Source organism: Mycobacterium sp. TY815 (genome assembly GCF_030755135.1).
Lineage (GTDB): Bacteria > Actinomycetota > Actinomycetes > Mycobacteriales > Mycobacteriaceae > Mycobacterium.
In genome coordinates, this window is the sequence record NZ_JAUFRX010000007.1 from 1 (window position 1) to 17051 (window position 17051).

Here is a 17051-nt window from a genome sequence, read left to right on the forward strand (position 1 = left end):
CTGCAGGCCGGCCATCGTCATACCTTGTCCGTAGGTGGGGTCAAGGCTGCACAACGCATCCCCGATCACCACAAGACCCGACGGGAATCTCGGCATCTGGTCAAAGCGGCGCCAGACCGCCGCGGTATTGCGAAGAATCGCGATCTGCCCAACGGGTTCGGCTTTGCGCAGCCCCTCCATAATCGGCTTGGGTAGGGATTCTTTTGCTAGCGAGAGCATCTCGGCCAAGTCGGCCGGTGGCCGGCCCGCCGCAGTGGAACGGCCGATTGCCAGCATCCAAGTGTCGTGCTCGCAGGCCATCAACAGGCCCCGGTGCCTGTCGATCCCTTGATTGAACAGTGCCAGCCGTTCGACGATGCACCCTTCGGGGATGCTCAACGGTTGGCTCGAATAGCCCACGTTGACCACGGACCGCTCCTCAGGTGGGCGGCCATATCCCAGGTCTTCCAGAAACGCCGGGGTGCGCGCGTTCCTGCCCGTGGTGTCGACCACCAGATCGGCATTCACGGCGGTGACAACACCGTTGTCGCGGTTGACGACTCGCACCCCAATGATGGCGTCGTCTTCAGCGATCGGTTCAGCGACATCGTGCCCGTCAAGAAACCTCACGTTGATCAGAGCCGCGACACGTCGGCGGACGTGGAACTCCAGGAACGGTCGGCTGGCCAGATACACCGCCAACGCAGCCGGATCAGCCAACGTGCCCGAACGCTTCAACTCGTAGGGACCGTTGCGCACATACACCCGCGACAAGTCCCCGTCGTCAACAACGGCCGCTCCCGCTGAGGCCAGCTCATTCGGCAGCCCGGGAAACAGTTCACTCAACACGCGGATGCCGCGACTCAGCAATATGTGCACGTGGTGTCCCTGCGGGATGCCCCTGCGATGGGCAGAGCGATCCGGCAACGTGTCGCGCTCCACCACCGTGACCGAGTCGTAGAACTCTGAAAGCACCCCAGCGGCAACCAGACCCGCCATCCCGGCACCCAGCACAACCGCATGCTTACCGACTTCTTTCACGCAAGGCCCCTTCCGATAAAGCACGGGCGCGGCATAGGGGACCACGCGACGAGCTGGTGATCACCGCCAACGCAAAAGCTTCTCAACCCCGACAAGCGACCGTACACCAAGAATAAGAAATCTAAGAATTATCTAAGGATATGGTAAGACGTGAGACGGTCGGCTGGAGGCAGGCTCGCTCGCTCGCTCGCTTTGAAAGGTGCAAATGAGCGCCAACAGATAACTGGAAAACCACTCACTCACATGACCAATGCTCGTTTGCGGCTGGTGACACGATTCTTACCGACACCCCAATTACGGCGAGATTGACGGCCGACTGTATGTCGACATGCGATTGGTGGAGGGCCGTGATCTACAAGAACTGCTGAGCGAAGGACCGCTTGAGCCATCGCGAGCAGTAGGGATCACGGAACAGGTTGCCAAGGCCTTAAACAGCGCGCACAAATCTGGTGTAGTACATCGCGATGTCAAGCCCTCCAACATCCTGGTTGACGAGGACCACTTTGCGTACTTAATTGACTTCGGTATTGCACGCGCTGCAGATGCGACCGACCTGACTGGTACCGGCGCAACCATCGGCACCTGGGCATATATGGCCCCCGAACGGTTCCAAACGGGGGCCGCTGACGCCAAGGTGGACATCTACGCCCTCGCGTGTGTCCTCCATCAGTGCTTGACTGGCAATTCAGCATTCCCAGGTGCGAGTCTCCCGGAGCAGATGCACGCGCATATCTACCTCGATCGGCCACGTCCCAGTCTTCAACGTCCAGGTCTATCAACAGGATTCGACGAGGTCATTGCTCGTGGTATGGCAATAGACCCCGACCAAAGATATGCCACAACTACGAAGCTGGCCGCTGCGGCCCGCGATGCCATCACCGCCACCGTCCCGTCGACCAGAACAACACCGGCCGCCGGCAGACCTCCGTCTGGCGGGGCTACGAAGCCGAACTCTGCCAAGGCGGGCGCTGCGAAGGCGAGCCCGGCCAAAAACCGCGCGAATACGGCTGTGCCGAACGACAGCCCCGCCACGGGTACCTCGACGGCGAGCAAGGCCAGACCTTGCAAGGGTCCAGGCAAGGCAAGCCCAACACAGGGGCCCACACCAACACCCTCGGCCGACGAAGCAAGGGTGCTTGCGCCCCGACCGACCAGGACCTCAGTAGGGTCATCAACGAAAACCTCGTCGCGAGGTAAGCGACCAACGGACTCCTCGTCAGACAAATCGGGCGCGAAAGGGGCAACCGCAGCCGCCAAGTCCAGCAATGTATGGTCGAATTCCCCCCGACGGATTGCACTGACAGCGGCCACGATCGCAGCCGTCGCGGCCCTTGCATGGGTGGCCTGGCAAGAAGATCACCGAGACACGGCAAGACTTTCAACTACTTCTGCGCCGGTGAGCACCGCGTCGCCAGCACCCCCTGTGGGCAGCCCAACCATCGCGAAGACTGATGTGCAGACGACTATTGCCATCTTTGGCAATCAGCTCGTCAGTGGCTACCGCGAGGTATATAACTCGCCTGATAAGCGTCTGTCATCGTGCGGCGAGCCATCGCCCGCGGCAGTGACAGCGAATGTCTACTTGTGTACGCCATACGCAGAAGGCGCGGACGTGTGCTGGGCGGCAGCGTCCACGTCAATGCTGTGCCTCGATGATCCATGGTCCAAAGGACTGCGTCGATACACCTACAACACGACGCTGCTTCAGCAGGTTTATCCCGAAGACAACCCGAAGCCCTATGCGTTACTTCTGGAAGACGGCACTCGGTGTCGTCTGTTGGTCGGAGGCACACGCTGGGTTCGCCCCGATGGCTACATACAGGCCTACAGCTGCGGCCTAAAAGCGGGCTCAGACCTGTCGGTCATGATGCCTTCTGACTTGAGCCCGATCAACCGATCTTCGCCACTATGGACGGTTGTCGTCGGGGTAAAAGATTCGACCTTACAAACCCATTCAGTCGCTACGGCCTGGTTCGCTGGCTCTGAAGGTGATGGGTGACATCACACTCACCCGGCTCAGGACCGGCTTTGTTTTCTCGGCTTCTGGCCATGGCGCGGCCACTAAGAGCCCCGGCCTTTGGGAAGTCGAGGCGGTGCATTCGTCGATATCCGCGACCTACGGTCACTGATTTGTGCACGTCTTGACTGCTATGTTTACTTTGTTCTGTGGATCTGCAGCAGTGGCAACCCGCCAGAAAGGTGATCAATGTATGTGAAACCGGACACACCCTATTGCGGTTTCATGAGGCGGCTGGTGAAGGATCCCAGCGGACGCCGGGTCCATAAGTTGTTCATGCCGCGCACCGGACCGCATGTTCTGATCACAGCGCCCACGGGCACGGGCAAGACGAGGAGGGTCATGGCTCCCGCAGCGGTGCTGTGGGGCGGGCCCGCGGTGGTGGTGTCCTCGAAAGACGATCTCATGCAGCTCGTCATGCAACGCCGCTACGGTCCCACAGCTCTAGTCGACTTACGGCCGGTCCGCAGCCCGGTCTATCCCGTGGGTGTTGATGCGGTCGCGTACGACCCGACGGCGACGATCACTACACCTCTTGAGGCGTTGACCATTGCCGAGACGATCATGCAGATGGCAACCGTGGGGCTCGGTGCGGGGGCGGATCAAGTCTCGGACGGCGGGGTCTGGGAGTCGCAAGCAGCCGGTCCGCTCGCGGCGTTTCTGTACGCAGCCTCCCCGCAAGGCAACAACGAAGGTATGGACTGGGTTTTAAGGGCCGTCGACAATATTGACACCACCAGCCCGGACGCGCGGTCCAAGCCGGGATGGCTACAGGCGGCGGCGATCTGTCACCGCTACGAGGTGTTGGCCATCGGCATGAACCGCATCTTAGAAATGGAGCCACGCCAACGTGATTCGGTTGCTATTACGATGCGCAAGGCCATCACCCCTTGGTTGAGGCAAAGTCTGATGGTGGCTGGCCTCAAGGATCTGCGTAGGAAATTCGACCCGGCGTTTCTCGATGATCCCCACGCGACTCTTTTCGTTCTCGCTCCGGCCGACGGTACAGCCGCCGGCGCGGCGGTCACATTGCTTGACTCGCTCGTCCGGCGTTGGCGAGATAAGACCTCGGCGTTAGAACAGATGCACAGGCTGCTGATGGTTGTCGACGAGTTGCCAAACACCGCGCCAATCCCCAGCTTAAGGCGCATCGTGGGCGAGGGCCGGGGACTGGGCATCAACCTGATGGCGGTCGTGCAGGCGTCCTGCCAGCTCGACACTGTCTATGGCCCGGCTTACGCCCACGAATTGCGGCACATCTTTCCGGTGAACTTCATCATGTACGGGGCGCACGAAGAGGAGCTGCTTACACCGGCTGAAGACTGGTCTGGACTTACTTTTCGCCGCTCCGAGAGCTATGGACAGGCCGACGGACATAAGGGGCTTACTAGCGACTTCGGGCCCGCGCTGCGATGGCAAGAGTTGCTGCCCCCCGATCGCGAGCATGCGCGCGTGATCGTACGGGGAGGGCTTGGGCATTGTGTGGAAAGTCCAGATTGGAGTCGCTTCTGCGCGATGTATGACGCTGCGGTGCAGCATCGCATTGTAGGGTCTCACGCCTGATGTCTATGTCTGATACCCAACGTGTGGACGACCTTCGTGAGGTGGCACGAGGGCTGCGGCGGGGATCGACGAACTTGCCAGCGCGACTCCGTGGCGGACGTTCACGTGGCACCGGCGGAGAAGGTTGACATGCACGACGTACTACGGGATCTGGTCGATCGCCCATGAAGCCCTACTTTGTTCGCTCCGACGAAGCCACGATCGAAATATGGTCTGGAAAGCGAATCCAACACGGCGACGAAGCCCGTAGTGATTGGCAACGAGCAGTGAAAAGCGATGTACGACAGGCAGCTTCGCGATGGACAATGCCGCCGGACGCAACGCTTGCGGGGTACTACAACACCACCAGTTCGGACGTCACAGATGTCGAGAACAGCCTCTTCACCAACATGGGCGAGACCATGCCCCGTTCATTCACCACGTTGCGTTTCGAACGCGGCACCGGCACTCCCAAGTCACCGCCGGTCCCCATCGACTTGATCAGTGGCCACCTTCACTACTACCGCTATAGCGTCGGCGGCCCCTGGACCACATGGGTGCCCGACCAGACAATCGCCAGTTGGAGGCATGTCCCACGCCGCGTCTCCGTCGGTACCGACACAGCACGCCCGGTGTGGTTCGCCCTCCGTTACGCGAACTCCGACGGGGCCGTCGCCGTTGAAAACGTCGCTGCATTACAGCCCGGAGCGATCTTCGGTCTGCGCATCATCGTGCACACGACGAAAGCCCGTTCTCACATGGCGATCTCGAACAGCGAGTTCGTGATCGACGGCGCGATCGCTGCCTTCCATCACGATCCACTATCAGATGAACTCGTCGCAGCACTCCTTTCGAAGCTGCCCACCGTCACTGAGTCTGACCTTCGCCATGCCCTGAGCCGATTAGCCGGGCCGGTGTTCCCTACTCCTGCGGTGCAGATCTCAAAGAACGGCTCCCTGCGAATCGATCCTGCCGACGACCGCTGCTGGTTGGGTGAATACACCGTTCGCGAAGACTCAACCAGCCAGTGGCCAGAACTCAGCGGCAAGCTGTTCACTATCCGGCCAGTACAACCTGGTCAGCAAGGCGGGAGGTAATTGGTCCGCACAGGATATTGCCCGCAGATGGGCGTTTCCCACGCCGGTTGATGTCGGCGCCAGTTTCGTCGCTGTGGTTCGTGGAAAGGGCGTGCGAATCACCGCCAGTGCGGTGCCGTCAATGATGCAGCTTGTAGGTTCTCAACGCTGACTGCACTTCTCAGGACTGCTGCACGCGAGAAATGTTGATGGACCATTGAATTGGTGGACTCGATGCCTGAGCCAGCTGTTAACCAGGGCTACTGGTCCGGTGAGCAAGCCAGTGTGCAGCTCGTTCGGCGGCTGCCCGATGGGGCTCTGGCACGGTCGCTAGGCGGCCAGTGATTTCTAGTGGGTCCACGAGGTCTGCCGTAATGAGCGCGTCGACGAAGTTCTGGTCCTTTTCCCTGAGAGCGCACAATTTCGCAACACACAGGTCCTCCTTGTCGAGGCACCAACCGATGAACTGAGGTTCTCCCGACGGGGCGGCAGTGTTCGCGTTCTGAACTTTGATGAGCCGACCACGCCATCCCTCGGGTAAGGCCGAGGTCTGCAGATCGACACCGTCGATGTTGAAGCCGTGGAGCTCGGCGAAGGGGGAGAACTCGCCGGCCACTCCTTCGATTTCGTCTGCCAGACGTTCGATTTCGTCACTATCATCGGCGATCGGCAGCACGTCCACTTCTGCTGACCTGGTGGCGTAGAAGGGCAATTCATCTTCGCTGTAGGTACCGAGGATTGCCTGTGAGCCGACGATGATCACTTCAGTTCGGCCAGTGATCTGGCACGCGGCCCGGATGGCGTGCTCGAGCTGGTCGCGCCGCATTAACCGACCGAGCGCAGCAAGCGGATGCGCTGTTCTTCGGAAAGAAGACCACCCATCGGGGAGACTTCACGCATCTCGATGCAGTCGCGGCCTAGGCCAGTCAAGACACGATGAATAGCCGGGATATCGCCGTCACCGAGGAGGGACTGCCAACGGTCGAGGTTGCGCACGTGCGGCTCACCGGTGACGTTGGATCGTAAACGTCGTAGGTTCCGTTCGATCGTGGGTTGCCACTGTGTGAGGGTGGAACGTGTGAGGTGTTTGGCGAGCTCGCGGTGAAGCTTCCATGAGCGGCGTTCTGACCGAGTCATCTCGGGAGTGATTGCGCGGCGGGTAATTTCGAGTCGATATCCCATGCAGGACAACAGCCGGTCTAGCTGCTCATCGCTGAGTTCAACCTTGCCGGAGAGGAACTGGCTGATGCTTGGCTGATGTACGCCACTCAGCCGGGACAATTCAGACTGGGTAGTGCCCGTTTGGTGCATCACCGTTCGCAACACGCCGCTACGATCACTCATAGCTAATTATAGCAGATAGTACTATAGTTGTCGGCTTGCGCGCACCACCCGCGTGCTATCCCGGCATTCGCGAGGCAGGTGGGGACGGGTTAGGAGATTGCAGCACTCTGTGAGAGACAAATTCCGCGCCATGACTGTGAGACGAGCCTCACGGAACGTACAGAGTGGTGCGCTTCTCCATCCGTCGCACGGCAGCCGGGTGAGGTTCAGGATCGCATTCAGCCGGCACTCGCCGGCCAGAAGTTTCTTCGCAATCAAAGCCTCTCTCTGCGTATTGTGTCCCGATGGAAGGCACGGCGTTCGGGCGATATCGGCTGGTAAAGATGCTGGGCCGTGGGGGCATGGGCGAAGTCTGGCGGGCCGATGACACGGCTACCGAACGGGTGGTGGCGTTGAAATTGCTACAAACGCATCTTGTTAATGATCCGTCGTTTGAGCAGCGGTTTCGGCGGGAGGCTCGAGCAGCAGCTGGGCTCAAGAATCCGCACATCGTGCCCATCTACGACTTCGGGGAGATAAATGGCCGCTTCTCGTGAGGAAGGGATCCAATGCGCGGTGTTCTAGACAGATGTAAGCGTTTTTCGAGGTTGATTTTCTTCGTGGTCATCGCCTCGATGATGTACGCGGCTCTGGTGGTCCCGTTTCAGGCTCATGCAGACTCGCCCTTGGCGGCGTTTTGCGCCGACAACGCGGCTCAGCTTCAGAGGACTTTTCACGAGTCGGGGCTTGATCCGGCGCAGTGGGCGAGCGATCCAGCGAACCTTGCCAAGTTCGGCTTCCACGGGCCTGGGGACATCGACACCCTCTACCACATGGTCATTGACGCAGGTGCACCCAAGATCATATCGCACTACTCGAATATGAATGGCGGTATCGAATGGCGCTGCGCGGGCCAATGACTGGCCGTGACAGTGTGCTTTGGCCCCGGCTGCATACTGCGACCAAATGGGATGGCGTCACTCCGGGCTGAGGCCTGAGACTTGCGGCCAGTGATGCGGTCACTGAACAAGAGAGTCAACGCTTAGGCGAGGGTTCGCGCCTCTTGCCACAGCAGTCGAGGCGCCGTACAGGCCACTCAAAACTGGCTCGTGTTCGCTGAAAGTTCCTGCGAAATAGCTTGATTGAGCCCGACGATGACCGCTCCGATCATCCACAGCGCGCCTAGCAGACATGCCGCTAGACCGAGGTAGGCCCAGCGAGTGGGTTGAGCAGATTGGCTGATCTGGGTAACGGGGGTCAGGTCGACCGCAGATTCGGGGTCAACCATCTCGAACAATGCGGGCGCGGTGAGGTCGTCGGGATCCAGCGAAAAGCTGAAGTCGACTGGGATCGGCGGTGGCGTGAGTGGCCACCATGCCGCTGAGCCGTCGATGGCCAACCATCCGTTGAGGATTCCGTAAACGCCCGCCGTCGCGAAGGTGGCTGGGATCTGAGCAATGAGGTAGGGCGCTCCCGCGGTAACGGCAAGTGAATCGTCGGGCGTGTAGAGCAGTGCGGTGAGGGCACCGATCCCTGTGGCGGTCCATAGCAACGCGGGGATGGGGTAGGCCCGGAGCCGATCGGGGATGAGTTCCACAATGCGGCCGTAAAGGACGTATCCCAGGGGCCATCCGATCGGCGCTACAACCGCGCAGATCAGCACAATCGCTGCTTCAAACCATGCCTCGATCGTTGAGCCTTTGCGTGCCCATAGCGGATGACTGATGTTGTCGTCGTAAGGATTTGGCCGGGCGCCTGCCGTCAGGCGGATGCGCTTGCGGATACGTCGGTTGAGCAGTTCGGCGCGGCGCTTTTGCACAGTCCAGACGCCGGCATGTTCGGCAATCCACTCACGCCGCAGTTCGTCGAATCGGTCAGGCAATTCGTGTTCCATTGATGTTCACCTATTGATTTGGTTGATGTTCTCTGACACACTGTGTCGTCATGGGAGTGAGCGTAGCGGCTGGCGGCGGATTCGTCGCCATCTCGACGGAGAAGGGGTGACGGTGATGTTGCTAGTGCTTGCGGCCGGGCTATCTGCGCTGTTGACATGCGCTTTTGGAGCACTTCTCGTTGCATGTCTTTTGCTGGACAGCCCGAGCGGCACTGCGATTGATCCCCGGCTTCACCCGCGCCGTCGAGCGAGTCTGTGTGCGCAACCGTTGAACACATCGATTGCGCCTCAGAGTGTTCACGGCGGGATTCGGCGTGAAAACGTCGCCGTCGGGAGAGCGATCCATGAACCGGCAGCCGTACTGGTTGCCGCGCGACCGTTTCCCGGGCAGCAGCGACGCCCGCCAGCACTAGCGCGTCAGCGGCGGCAGCTCAGTGCGGTGGGGTTTCGTATCATCAGCCACAGCCCGGGCGCATGACGAGTTCCTTCGAGTCCGAAGACGAGTTCGCGGCCAAGGTAATCAACTTCGGCCGGCACGACGATGAAGTTGGTGGTGCTCCATCTTCGGCAGGGATCACTCCGTTCGAGCCGACTGCCGATGGCGCCGAGGACCCGATGTCATTGAGCGAAGAGGACATAGACCACGCTGGGGAACGGCCGCAGGAGCGTTTTGACCATAGAGTCGCTTGGCGATTCGGCGGGCTCGTCGCGTGCGGGCTGGTAGCAGCCCTGGTTGGAGCGGTCGTTTTGTATTCCCACGGATCACCCACACCACATGCTGGCGGCCGATCGCTCAGCGAACCGCAGGCGGTAGCGGTAGCCAAAACGTCAGCGACGCCTTCCCCGGCAGTAACTGGTGGTGATCGGCCGCTGCCGTATACGGCTGACGCGTTAGGCTCTTGTGCGCCGGGTTCATCTGCAGCGCAGACGATGTCGGGCAGCGATCCGCGTAACGCTTTTGTGTGTGTGCGCGCGGGCGGGGACGGACAAACCATCCTGATTGATTTGGGCCACCCTTACGTCATTACGGCGATCGCGATCGAACCGGGATGGGTCAAGCTCGACGCTAGTGGGGTTTCACAGTGGTCTCAGCATCGGGTTGTCACGTTGGTGCAGTACGTATTCGACCACGATCCGACCTCGTTGGTCCTCCAGGACACCAGAAATGTCCATGGCGAGGCGGTGCAGCCGATCAAGCACCAGGTGGCATCGACAATTCAGGTGTTGATCCGTCAGACGTCACGTCCCCCGACTCAGGCCACCTCAGCACCGTCGGCGCCTGCCTCGCCACCCGGGGGTGGAATGTTCGGCATCTTTGGTTCTGCGGCACCGGGAACACCAGCTGATCTACCGGCACTGTCGGGCGCTCAGCCGACGGGCACGGCCGGTGATACCAATTCCGATCCAGTGGATGCCAGCTTTGCGATCGGCAGCCTGCAAGTCATTGGCAGAGAGGCGCTTTAACATGCCGAGAATAGGGGAGTGGCACGCTCAGACGCCGCGATATTGCACAGCACGAATCACCCCTGGGGGCAACAGTGTCCCCAGAGTTCATGGATGGCGCAGCCTCGGGTTGTGGTTGCTCCTTCTATCGGTGACTGGATGGGCCCTTCGCGGTAGGTGGGGGATTGGCACAGACCACCACTGGCTTGACCACCGATCACCGGCTATCTCGGTGGGCACGGTGTGCGATGCGCTTGAGATGGCCGAGGACATGCTCCTCCCCCTAGATTTTGAGAGTCAGCTGTGGTGCGCAGCGGCGGTGAGGCCGTTAACGGCCCTTCTTTATGCTTTCTCACCGGCCGGCAACGGCCAGGGGTGGGACTGCCTGATCGCGTTGACCGAATCACTCTGCCTCCATGATGCTTCCGCGGCTTGGGATCGCGCCGCGGCATTGGTTAGCGATGTCGATGTATCCCTGTCCTGCTGGGTAAGCGAGGTGAGCCAGTGGGAGGCGCGTCAGCGCGACAGCCTGGCCGCCGTGGTTCACCAGGCAGTAAGCAATGGCGCTGGGCTGTCACGGTGAGACTCAACAAGACCTGGGATACGCGCCTTTCGGCATCGCGGTCAGTCGCAACCAGCGTCGGCCGGTACGCCGTCATCTCGCTGGCTGTACTGGGAGGTCTGAGCGCGTTGTGGCAGTGTCACTTTGGTCAGGATGCTGACATTGAGACGCCGTCTCGGTCGGTGGTGAACAAGTCGGCAGTGGTGAGCTCTTTTGCTCAGGACTTCGTCACCACATGGCTGACCGCGACCTCGACCGGTGCTGAGACGCTAGCTCAGTTTGTGACCTTGGACGCCAGGGGGTTGCAATTACCACCCACGCCACCGGTAGTGATCAGCGCTCCCACGGTTGTCGCCGTCACCTTCGAAGGCGTCGCGGGCAAAAACGCTGATTGCGAGATTTTTTCGGTGGTGGTGGGGGTCAACGAACGGGCTTATGAGGCCTCGCCGGCAACTCGGGCGCTCTATCGCGTCCCTGTCGTGTGGTCGAAGTTCGGGCCCCGCGCGGCGAGCCTGCCCGCTCGAGTACAAGGCCCCGGCAATGGTGCCGACCTCGCGCTGGCTTATCGGACCGCCCTTGTTCCCACAGACCCCGCCTACCAAGTGGTCTCGGGCTTCATCACCGCATACCTCACCGATGCTGGCGGAGTGGATCGCTATGTGACCGCGGATTCGATGCTGGTTGGCCTGGGCGGGGCCTACCTGAACCGACTTGACGGATCGGGCCACCCCATTCCGATGGTAAGCGCAGTGTCTGCCACAGCGACCCCCGATGCCGCCCCCGCAGACGGGCAGACTGTGCACGTTCTTGCCACCGTGACTGCGGTGACATCTCAATATGCGCCAGTGTATTTGACCTACCCGCTGACACTGCGCGGGGTGGGCGGACATTGGGCCGTGGCCGGAATCGACCGAGCACCAGTGATGTCCTCAGCGGACGAGTTGGTACCTGTAGCCAGCACCACAGCTAGCCAGCAACCTAAATAACACCAACCGGTTACACGAATTGTCGGAGAAGGAGAAGATCGTAATGATCGAAACAATCGTTTCTGCAGCCGATTTGGTAGACGCGATCCCCTCGTTGTGGGAGTCAATCAAGAAGCCCGGCGCCATCCTCCTAATCATGGTGGGTTTGGGTGGAGCCATTATGGGCCTGGGCAGGGGATTTGGGACCGCCGCCGGAAAGCTGCTGGGCGGGATTGCTCTGGCTGCAATCACTTTGGGAGCTGTCGGCCTCATGGGCTCGCTGGACGCAACAGTAAACCGCCATGGCGGAGGCATCCTCACCGGGCAATACGGCAACTAGTCCTGCCTACCCCTCAGCACAAATGACGAAGAATGGTCCCGTAATCGACTCGACAGCAAAGGTTTTCGCTGACGTTATCGACTTTCCCATCTACTTGTCGCGTATCGACGACCAGACACGCATCATGGGCGGACCCTGGCGTGGTTGGGACTTGGCGACCGCACTGGCTGGCGGGGGCCTGACATGTGCGGGAATATACTTCGGCTTCAACTCTGGCTACGCCTCATGGATCGGCGTATTCGGTTTTGCGTTGACCGCGGGACTCACCTACTTGGCCAGGCAGATGCCGGTGAACAGGCCTTCGCCGTGGTTCCGCGTGCTGTGGCTGCTCAACTGTATTACAGGTACACAACACCGCACCGGCCCGGTTAAGGGCGCTGATCCATTCCTGTCACCACCGAAGGCTGTGATCGGCAACCTGATCTTCACACGGGGCGGGGTGTACGCAGAATTCTTGTTGGCAGGCCAGCCCGGCGGTATGGCGCCCTATGAAGTGAAGAGGATGGTCGCAAAGGCCCACCGACCCTTAGTGCGGCAATTGCCTTCCGGAATGGTGTTCTGGGGCATGTCAGCGCGGATCGATCCGCTGCGCTTGATGCAGCGGATGCTGACCGGCTACGAAATGAGCCGCCCTTGGGTCCGCGAGGTCCGTGATTGGGAACAGTACCTGCACAGCACCGAGTTCTACGAGCAAGTCTTCGGTGTAAGGATTCCGGTGGATGCGGGAATGGTGGGACGCAGCGGTGCCGGCGCGGTGTCCAGAGCGGTTCAGTTCCTGATTGGCCGCGAACACGACGCCCCGGAAACCTTGCAGGGATACCGCGCCATTGTCGATGAAATCATGAGCAAGATTCCTGAGCGGTTCGCGGCCAGGCCGGCCACTCCCCACCAAATCTATTGGCTTTACGAACGGCACTTGACTCGCGGAGCCCTTAGCCGCCCATTTCCCCACAGCGACGGTGGCCCGCAGCGCCTGGCAGCAGAGGACTTCTCACAGTTGACCGCTGACTTTGACGAGGGTGATCAACAGGGCCGCAGACAGTTGCGGTCATGGCTGCGTCGAAGGCTCCCCTCATTTCAGGCTGTCCTACGGATCAAGACGCACAACGGCCCCGAGAGCTATCAGGCATCCGTGGCACTGGCTGAGCTGCCGCGCACAGGCCTGGCCTTTCCCCGCGCCGAGATTCTGCTGTCCCCCTACGACGTCGGTGTCAACGCCACCGTCGATTGGTATCAGCACGTCACAACCCACGCCCGGGAGAAGGAGCTGATCCGGGTCGACCGCGCCCAGAGAAACCTTGAGGACCAAGCATTTCACCTATCGGGCCGGCGCGCCAGCAACACCGACCTCGCGCGACGCTTCGATGCCGCAGAAACCTACCTCGCCGAACTTAATTCCACACAGCTGGAACGCGCCACCGAGTCGACCACCGTCATCGCCGTCGGTGCGTCCACAGCCGAGGCGGTCAGTCTGGCCGTCCAGCAGTTGAAGACCCATTTCGCTGAAGAACTCGACACAGCACTTGCTTGCCGCGCCGGAACCCAGACATCGCTATGGCAACTAGGTCAACCAGGCAGCGAAGGGCGCGCACCACGTAGCCAATTCAAGCAACCCACCACCACCGACCATTGGGCGCGGTTCGCGCCGCTGGTGACCGGCGATCTCGGACACGAGAGCGGAATACTGCTGGCACACAATCTTGCAACGCGTCAGCGCACTCCGGTGTTTGTCGATCTTGAAGGGACCACTGACCGACGTGGCGCCCCAGGAATGCTGTTCATTGGAGCACCTGGTGGCGGCAAGTCACAGACGGCCAAGCGCGTAACCGATGCGCTACTCAAGCGCGGTCACCAAGCGTCGATCATTGACCCGGGCACCATGCGGGAGTGGGAACCAGCCTTGGCCCACCACGGCGACCGGGTCGCGGTCATCAAGCCCACCGGCGGGTCCTGGTCCCTCGATGGATTGCGGATCTTTCCCCGCGAGAAGGCAGTGGAACACACACTCGACCACCTGCTGCCGATGATGGGGCTCGAAGCCACCTCATCGCTCGCACGCCAAATGCGGCAACTGTTGCGTCCTGACCGGCGCGTGGCCGAGAGCCTAGGGGGGCTGGTGCGCTATCTCAACGGGTTGGAACGCCGCCAGTACACCGAATACGCCGAACTCGCTGACACCTTGACGTACTGGTCGGAGATGGACTATTTGCGATCGATGTTCGACGAGTCCCTGCCCGTCCCGCCGGTCGCAGACAAGGACGCAGTGATATGGCTGACCGCTGATCTTGAGTTGCCCGAGATCGTCGAGGTCGAGCAAACCCACCTGTACAAGCGCCAATCAGCACGCGCGAGAGCCGGATTGGCGATCTACGGCATGATCGCGGCGCTGACCCGATTGACTTACACCGACCCCGCGCGGCGGCGGCCAGACGCCTTCGGCTGGTTCGTCGCTGAGGAAGCACGGACGTACTTTTCCTCCCCGGTCGGACGCAAAGACGCCCTACGCATCGCCACGCAAGGCCGCAAAGAGCACTACGGACTGCTAGGGATCTCCCAGCACGCAGAAGAGTTCGACGCGATAGGCGCCCAGAACCTCCCCATGCGGGTGATCACACCGTTTAAGGCTACGGAGCGCGAGTATGCGCGCGCCTCATTCACCAAATTAGGCATCGATCCCGACGAATATCCCGAAGTGCTCGATCTGCGCACGTGCGAGGGCCACGGCTACGCCTACTTCCTCGACGATCTCGGGCGTGCGGGGCTCGTTGATTTGCTACCACCCGTCCAACACGATCTCGTCGATGCCTTCGACACCCGCCAGCTCAACGCCTACCCGCAGAAGGCTGCGTCTTGATTACCGACTTTCTGGCCGCCTGGCTCTACACCCACCCCCGCGCACGCCGGGTATGGATGCTGTCCCAGCTGCTCTGGGGAGGCTCGCTTACCGCCGTCGCTACTGCCCCCCAAGCAGCCGCGGAATCCCTCGCGGGCAGCTTATCCTTCACTGGCCTGCATGACAGCTACGGAGTGCCGATCGGCTCGATGTTCATCTCCGTATTGCCCATGGCTGAGGTGGTCGGAGCGCAGGGCCCCCAGTTCAGCACGAGTCCAGATACCTGGGTACCTGCCCTGACGGCGGCGATGCAGACGACGCTGACCTACACCCAACTGGCTGGATGGCTAGGTCTTGAGTGCGCAGTCTTCCTGTTCATCTGCTCGATCGGAATATGGTTCATCAAGTTCGCCCTGGGCACCATTTGGTTGAGCTGGCTGGCCGCCGTCGCAACCCCGGTGGTTGCGAACGTTCAAGCTGTCGTCGCACGCATGCATCTGGTCGCCGGCGGCATGGTGATATCCCTCATCGTCGGCGGGATTACCTGCTTAACAGTCGGTTACGGGACTGGAATGGGCATTATCGCCGGCGGGCTCCTAGTTGTACTGCTGGCATCGACACTGCTGCGCGATCCTGTTGGTGAACTGGTCAGCGACAACGGTGTTCTGGGTGTCGGCCGATCAATAGGTTTCACTCTGTCCCAGGGTGTTGGCTACAACGGGCCGCTGGCCGGCGGGGGTACCAGCGCGCAGTTGGACACACTGACCAGCTGGCTATGCGATGTCCTGGTGCGCGGGGTCGTCCAACTGATCTCATTCGGACAGGTCGTCGACTCAATTCCGGGCTGCGCCACGGCATTTAACCAGGCGATCATGTCGGGCATGACGTCGGCACCAGCGCAGGCGATGAAAAACTGTGCGCCAACGGCTTACGCCCACTCACAGCAGCTCTCCATGACAACCGTCGGCCTGTTCGCGATCGTCATCGTAATGATCGCAATTGTTCTGCTAGCCCTGGATTACATCGCTTGCGAAGCCTTCCGGATCGGCTTCACTGCGTTTTGGGACGCCTTAGTCATCGTACCCGCTGTTGCAGCAGCGATGTTCCCTGGCCCGACGCGCCGCTTCGCTAAGAAGGCCGCCCTGAGACTCCTCCTGCACGGAGCTGAAATGATCGCCGCGACAGCGGGTTTGGGAATCATAGTGATCATGATGGCACGAGCGACCCGCGGAACATTGCCTGCGGCAACAGGTATGGCCGTACCACTGGCCATGCTGCTGGTGGTCCTGCTGATCGCGGTCTTCGGTGCGATCGGATTTCGGCAGATGCTGCACAAGTTTGGGGATCCGGGCATCCCAGGACCGATACGCACCGCCAAAGCGGGCCTGAGCACAGCATTTTGGACCCAGCGGACCCTCAGAACCGTGGACTTCTACACCAGCGGCAAACCCAGATCCCGCAAGATGCTCGCGGCACGGCCTGAAAAGTCAGCCGGACAAGGGCAATCCGAACAAGGACACACAGGACAGGGCGCACCTGGTCGTCAGGCACATCCTCCCACCGCAGCGAGCACAGCACCCTCACGCAGCTCCCCTGCGGGCACCCCTCGTCCCCCCGACCCGGGCCGCACATCCACAGACACCGACAGCAGCCGCTACCGCAAACCCGCGGCTCAAAGGCAGGCACGCCCCTCCCACACCGACTCACAAAGCACGGTAGGCGACGTGGCCCACAGAGCCGGGGCGAGCCTGGCACCCGAAGTGGCCATTCCAGCGGCAGCCGCAACGGCAGCGGCCAGGCGCGGCAAGCCCACGGCGTCGTCGTCGGCGCCCGGCCGCACCGGACCACCAACGGATCGACACTTGCCGGGGCACGGGCTATCTCGTGCTGGCGCGGAAGACGGCCAGAGACGCACACCGTCAGACGTGAGCTCGGCGCCAGCACTGGGGCGGCGTCCACCCGCAGGGGGACACAAGGACACCAACAAATGACACGAATGCCAGCAATAAGTCTATGGCGAAGGAGGTTAAGCGGAA

At 61.1% G+C, this 17051-nt stretch carries 13 protein-coding genes and 2 pseudogenes; 11 read left to right on the plus strand and 4 right to left on the minus strand.

Annotation, left to right across the window (positions count from 1 at the left end; translation table 11 throughout):
* A partial coding sequence (locus tag QXK92_RS32925; protein WP_306248979.1) for an NAD(P)/FAD-dependent oxidoreductase occupies window positions 1-978 on the minus strand: 978 nt, incomplete at its 3' end.
* Between the two features lie 358 nt (window positions 979-1336).
* Between QXK92_RS32925 and QXK92_RS32930 the strand changes: the two are divergent.
* The 4 genes and pseudogenes from QXK92_RS32930 to QXK92_RS32945 form a co-directional block, all read left to right on the plus strand.
* Window positions 1337-1846: pseudogene (locus tag QXK92_RS32930) on the plus strand (serine/threonine-protein kinase); the annotation flags it as partial.
* A gap of 597 nt (window positions 1847-2443) precedes the next feature.
* Window positions 2444-3019 carry a hypothetical protein gene (locus tag QXK92_RS32935; RefSeq protein WP_306248897.1) on the plus strand — a complete coding sequence of 192 codons (576 nt, stop codon included), beginning with the start codon at window positions 2444-2446 and terminating at the stop codon, window positions 3017-3019.
* Window positions 3020-3226: 207 nt separating this feature from the next.
* Window positions 3227-4600 (plus strand): type IV secretory system conjugative DNA transfer family protein, encoded by a 1374-nt coding sequence (locus QXK92_RS32940; protein ID WP_306248899.1) that lies wholly within the window; start codon window positions 3227-3229, stop codon window positions 4598-4600.
* A gap of 164 nt (window positions 4601-4764) precedes the next feature.
* A complete protein-coding gene (locus QXK92_RS32945; protein WP_306248901.1) occupies window positions 4765-5676 on the plus strand; it encodes a hypothetical protein in 912 nt (303 codons plus the stop codon).
* A gap of 229 nt (window positions 5677-5905) precedes the next feature.
* Here the strand turns inward: QXK92_RS32945 and QXK92_RS32950 are convergent, their stop codons facing one another.
* Window positions 5906-6481, minus strand: coding sequence for a DUF6036 family nucleotidyltransferase (locus QXK92_RS32950; protein WP_306248903.1), 576 nt, complete (start codon window positions 6479-6481; stop codon window positions 5906-5908).
* Window positions 6481-6999, minus strand: coding sequence for a helix-turn-helix transcriptional regulator (locus tag QXK92_RS32955; protein ID WP_306248905.1), 519 nt, complete (start codon window positions 6997-6999; stop codon window positions 6481-6483). The genes QXK92_RS32950 and QXK92_RS32955 overlap by 1 nt, the downstream gene beginning before the upstream one ends.
* A gap of 284 nt (window positions 7000-7283) precedes the next feature.
* Here QXK92_RS32955 and QXK92_RS32960 point away from each other — a divergent pair.
* Window positions 7284-7526 (plus strand): annotated as a pseudogene (locus QXK92_RS32960) (serine/threonine protein kinase); the annotation flags it as partial.
* Window positions 7527-7598: 72 nt separating this feature from the next.
* The gene (locus QXK92_RS32965) at window positions 7599-7898 is read left to right on the plus strand and encodes a hypothetical protein (protein WP_306248907.1); all 300 of its coding nucleotides are present in this window, start codon (window positions 7599-7601) and stop codon (window positions 7896-7898) included.
* Window positions 7899-8074: 176 nt separating this feature from the next.
* Here the strand turns inward: QXK92_RS32965 and QXK92_RS32970 are convergent, their stop codons facing one another.
* A complete protein-coding gene (locus QXK92_RS32970) occupies window positions 8075-8872 on the minus strand; it encodes a hypothetical protein (RefSeq protein WP_306248909.1) in 798 nt (265 codons plus the stop codon).
* A 474-nt stretch (window positions 8873-9346) separates the two neighbouring features.
* On the opposite strand from QXK92_RS32970, the gene QXK92_RS32975 reads away from it, so the two are divergent.
* From QXK92_RS32975 to QXK92_RS32995, 5 genes are all read left to right on the plus strand, one after another.
* Window positions 9347-10336 carry a hypothetical protein gene (locus QXK92_RS32975; RefSeq protein WP_306248911.1) on the plus strand — a complete coding sequence of 330 codons (990 nt, stop codon included), beginning with the start codon at window positions 9347-9349 and terminating at the stop codon, window positions 10334-10336.
* Between the two features lie 558 nt (window positions 10337-10894).
* Window positions 10895-11863 carry a conjugal transfer protein gene (locus QXK92_RS32980; protein ID WP_306248913.1) on the plus strand — a complete coding sequence of 323 codons (969 nt, stop codon included), beginning with the start codon at window positions 10895-10897 and terminating at the stop codon, window positions 11861-11863.
* A 43-nt stretch (window positions 11864-11906) separates the two neighbouring features.
* Window positions 11907-12182: a hypothetical protein gene (locus QXK92_RS32985; RefSeq protein WP_306248915.1), complete on the plus strand. Its 276-nt coding sequence runs from the start codon at window positions 11907-11909 to the stop codon at window positions 12180-12182.
* Window positions 12183-12204: 22 nt separating this feature from the next.
* Entirely contained in the window at window positions 12205-15036 is a 2832-nt protein-coding gene (locus QXK92_RS32990; protein WP_306248918.1) for an ATP-binding protein, read from the plus strand.
* The gene (locus QXK92_RS32995; protein WP_306248921.1) at window positions 15033-17006 is read left to right on the plus strand and encodes a hypothetical protein; all 1974 of its coding nucleotides are present in this window, start codon (window positions 15033-15035) and stop codon (window positions 17004-17006) included. Before QXK92_RS32990 ends, QXK92_RS32995 begins: the two co-directional genes overlap by 4 nt.
* The last annotated feature ends 45 nt before the right edge of the window (window positions 17007-17051 follow it).

Excerpts from the sequence above, each read along its gene's own strand:
- QXK92_RS32940 (WP_306248899.1), top strand. The coding sequence starts at position 3,227 with ATGTATGTGAAACCGGACACACCCTATTGCGGTTTCATGAGGCGGCTG.
- QXK92_RS32945 (WP_306248901.1), top strand. The coding sequence starts at position 4,765 with ATGAAGCCCTACTTTGTTCGCTCCGACGAAGCCACGATCGAAATATGG.
- QXK92_RS32950 (WP_306248903.1), bottom strand. The coding sequence starts at position 6,481 with ATGCGGCGCGACCAGCTCGAGCACGCCATCCGGGCCGCGTGCCAGATC.
- QXK92_RS32955 (WP_306248905.1), bottom strand. The coding sequence starts at position 6,999 with ATGAGTGATCGTAGCGGCGTGTTGCGAACGGTGATGCACCAAACGGGC.
- QXK92_RS32970 (WP_306248909.1), bottom strand. The coding sequence starts at position 8,872 with ATGGAACACGAATTGCCTGACCGATTCGACGAACTGCGGCGTGAGTGG.
- QXK92_RS32975 (WP_306248911.1), top strand. The coding sequence starts at position 9,347 with ATGACGAGTTCCTTCGAGTCCGAAGACGAGTTCGCGGCCAAGGTAATC.
- QXK92_RS32985 (WP_306248915.1), top strand. The coding sequence starts at position 11,907 with ATGATCGAAACAATCGTTTCTGCAGCCGATTTGGTAGACGCGATCCCC.
- QXK92_RS32990 (WP_306248918.1), top strand. The coding sequence starts at position 12,205 with ATGACGAAGAATGGTCCCGTAATCGACTCGACAGCAAAGGTTTTCGCT.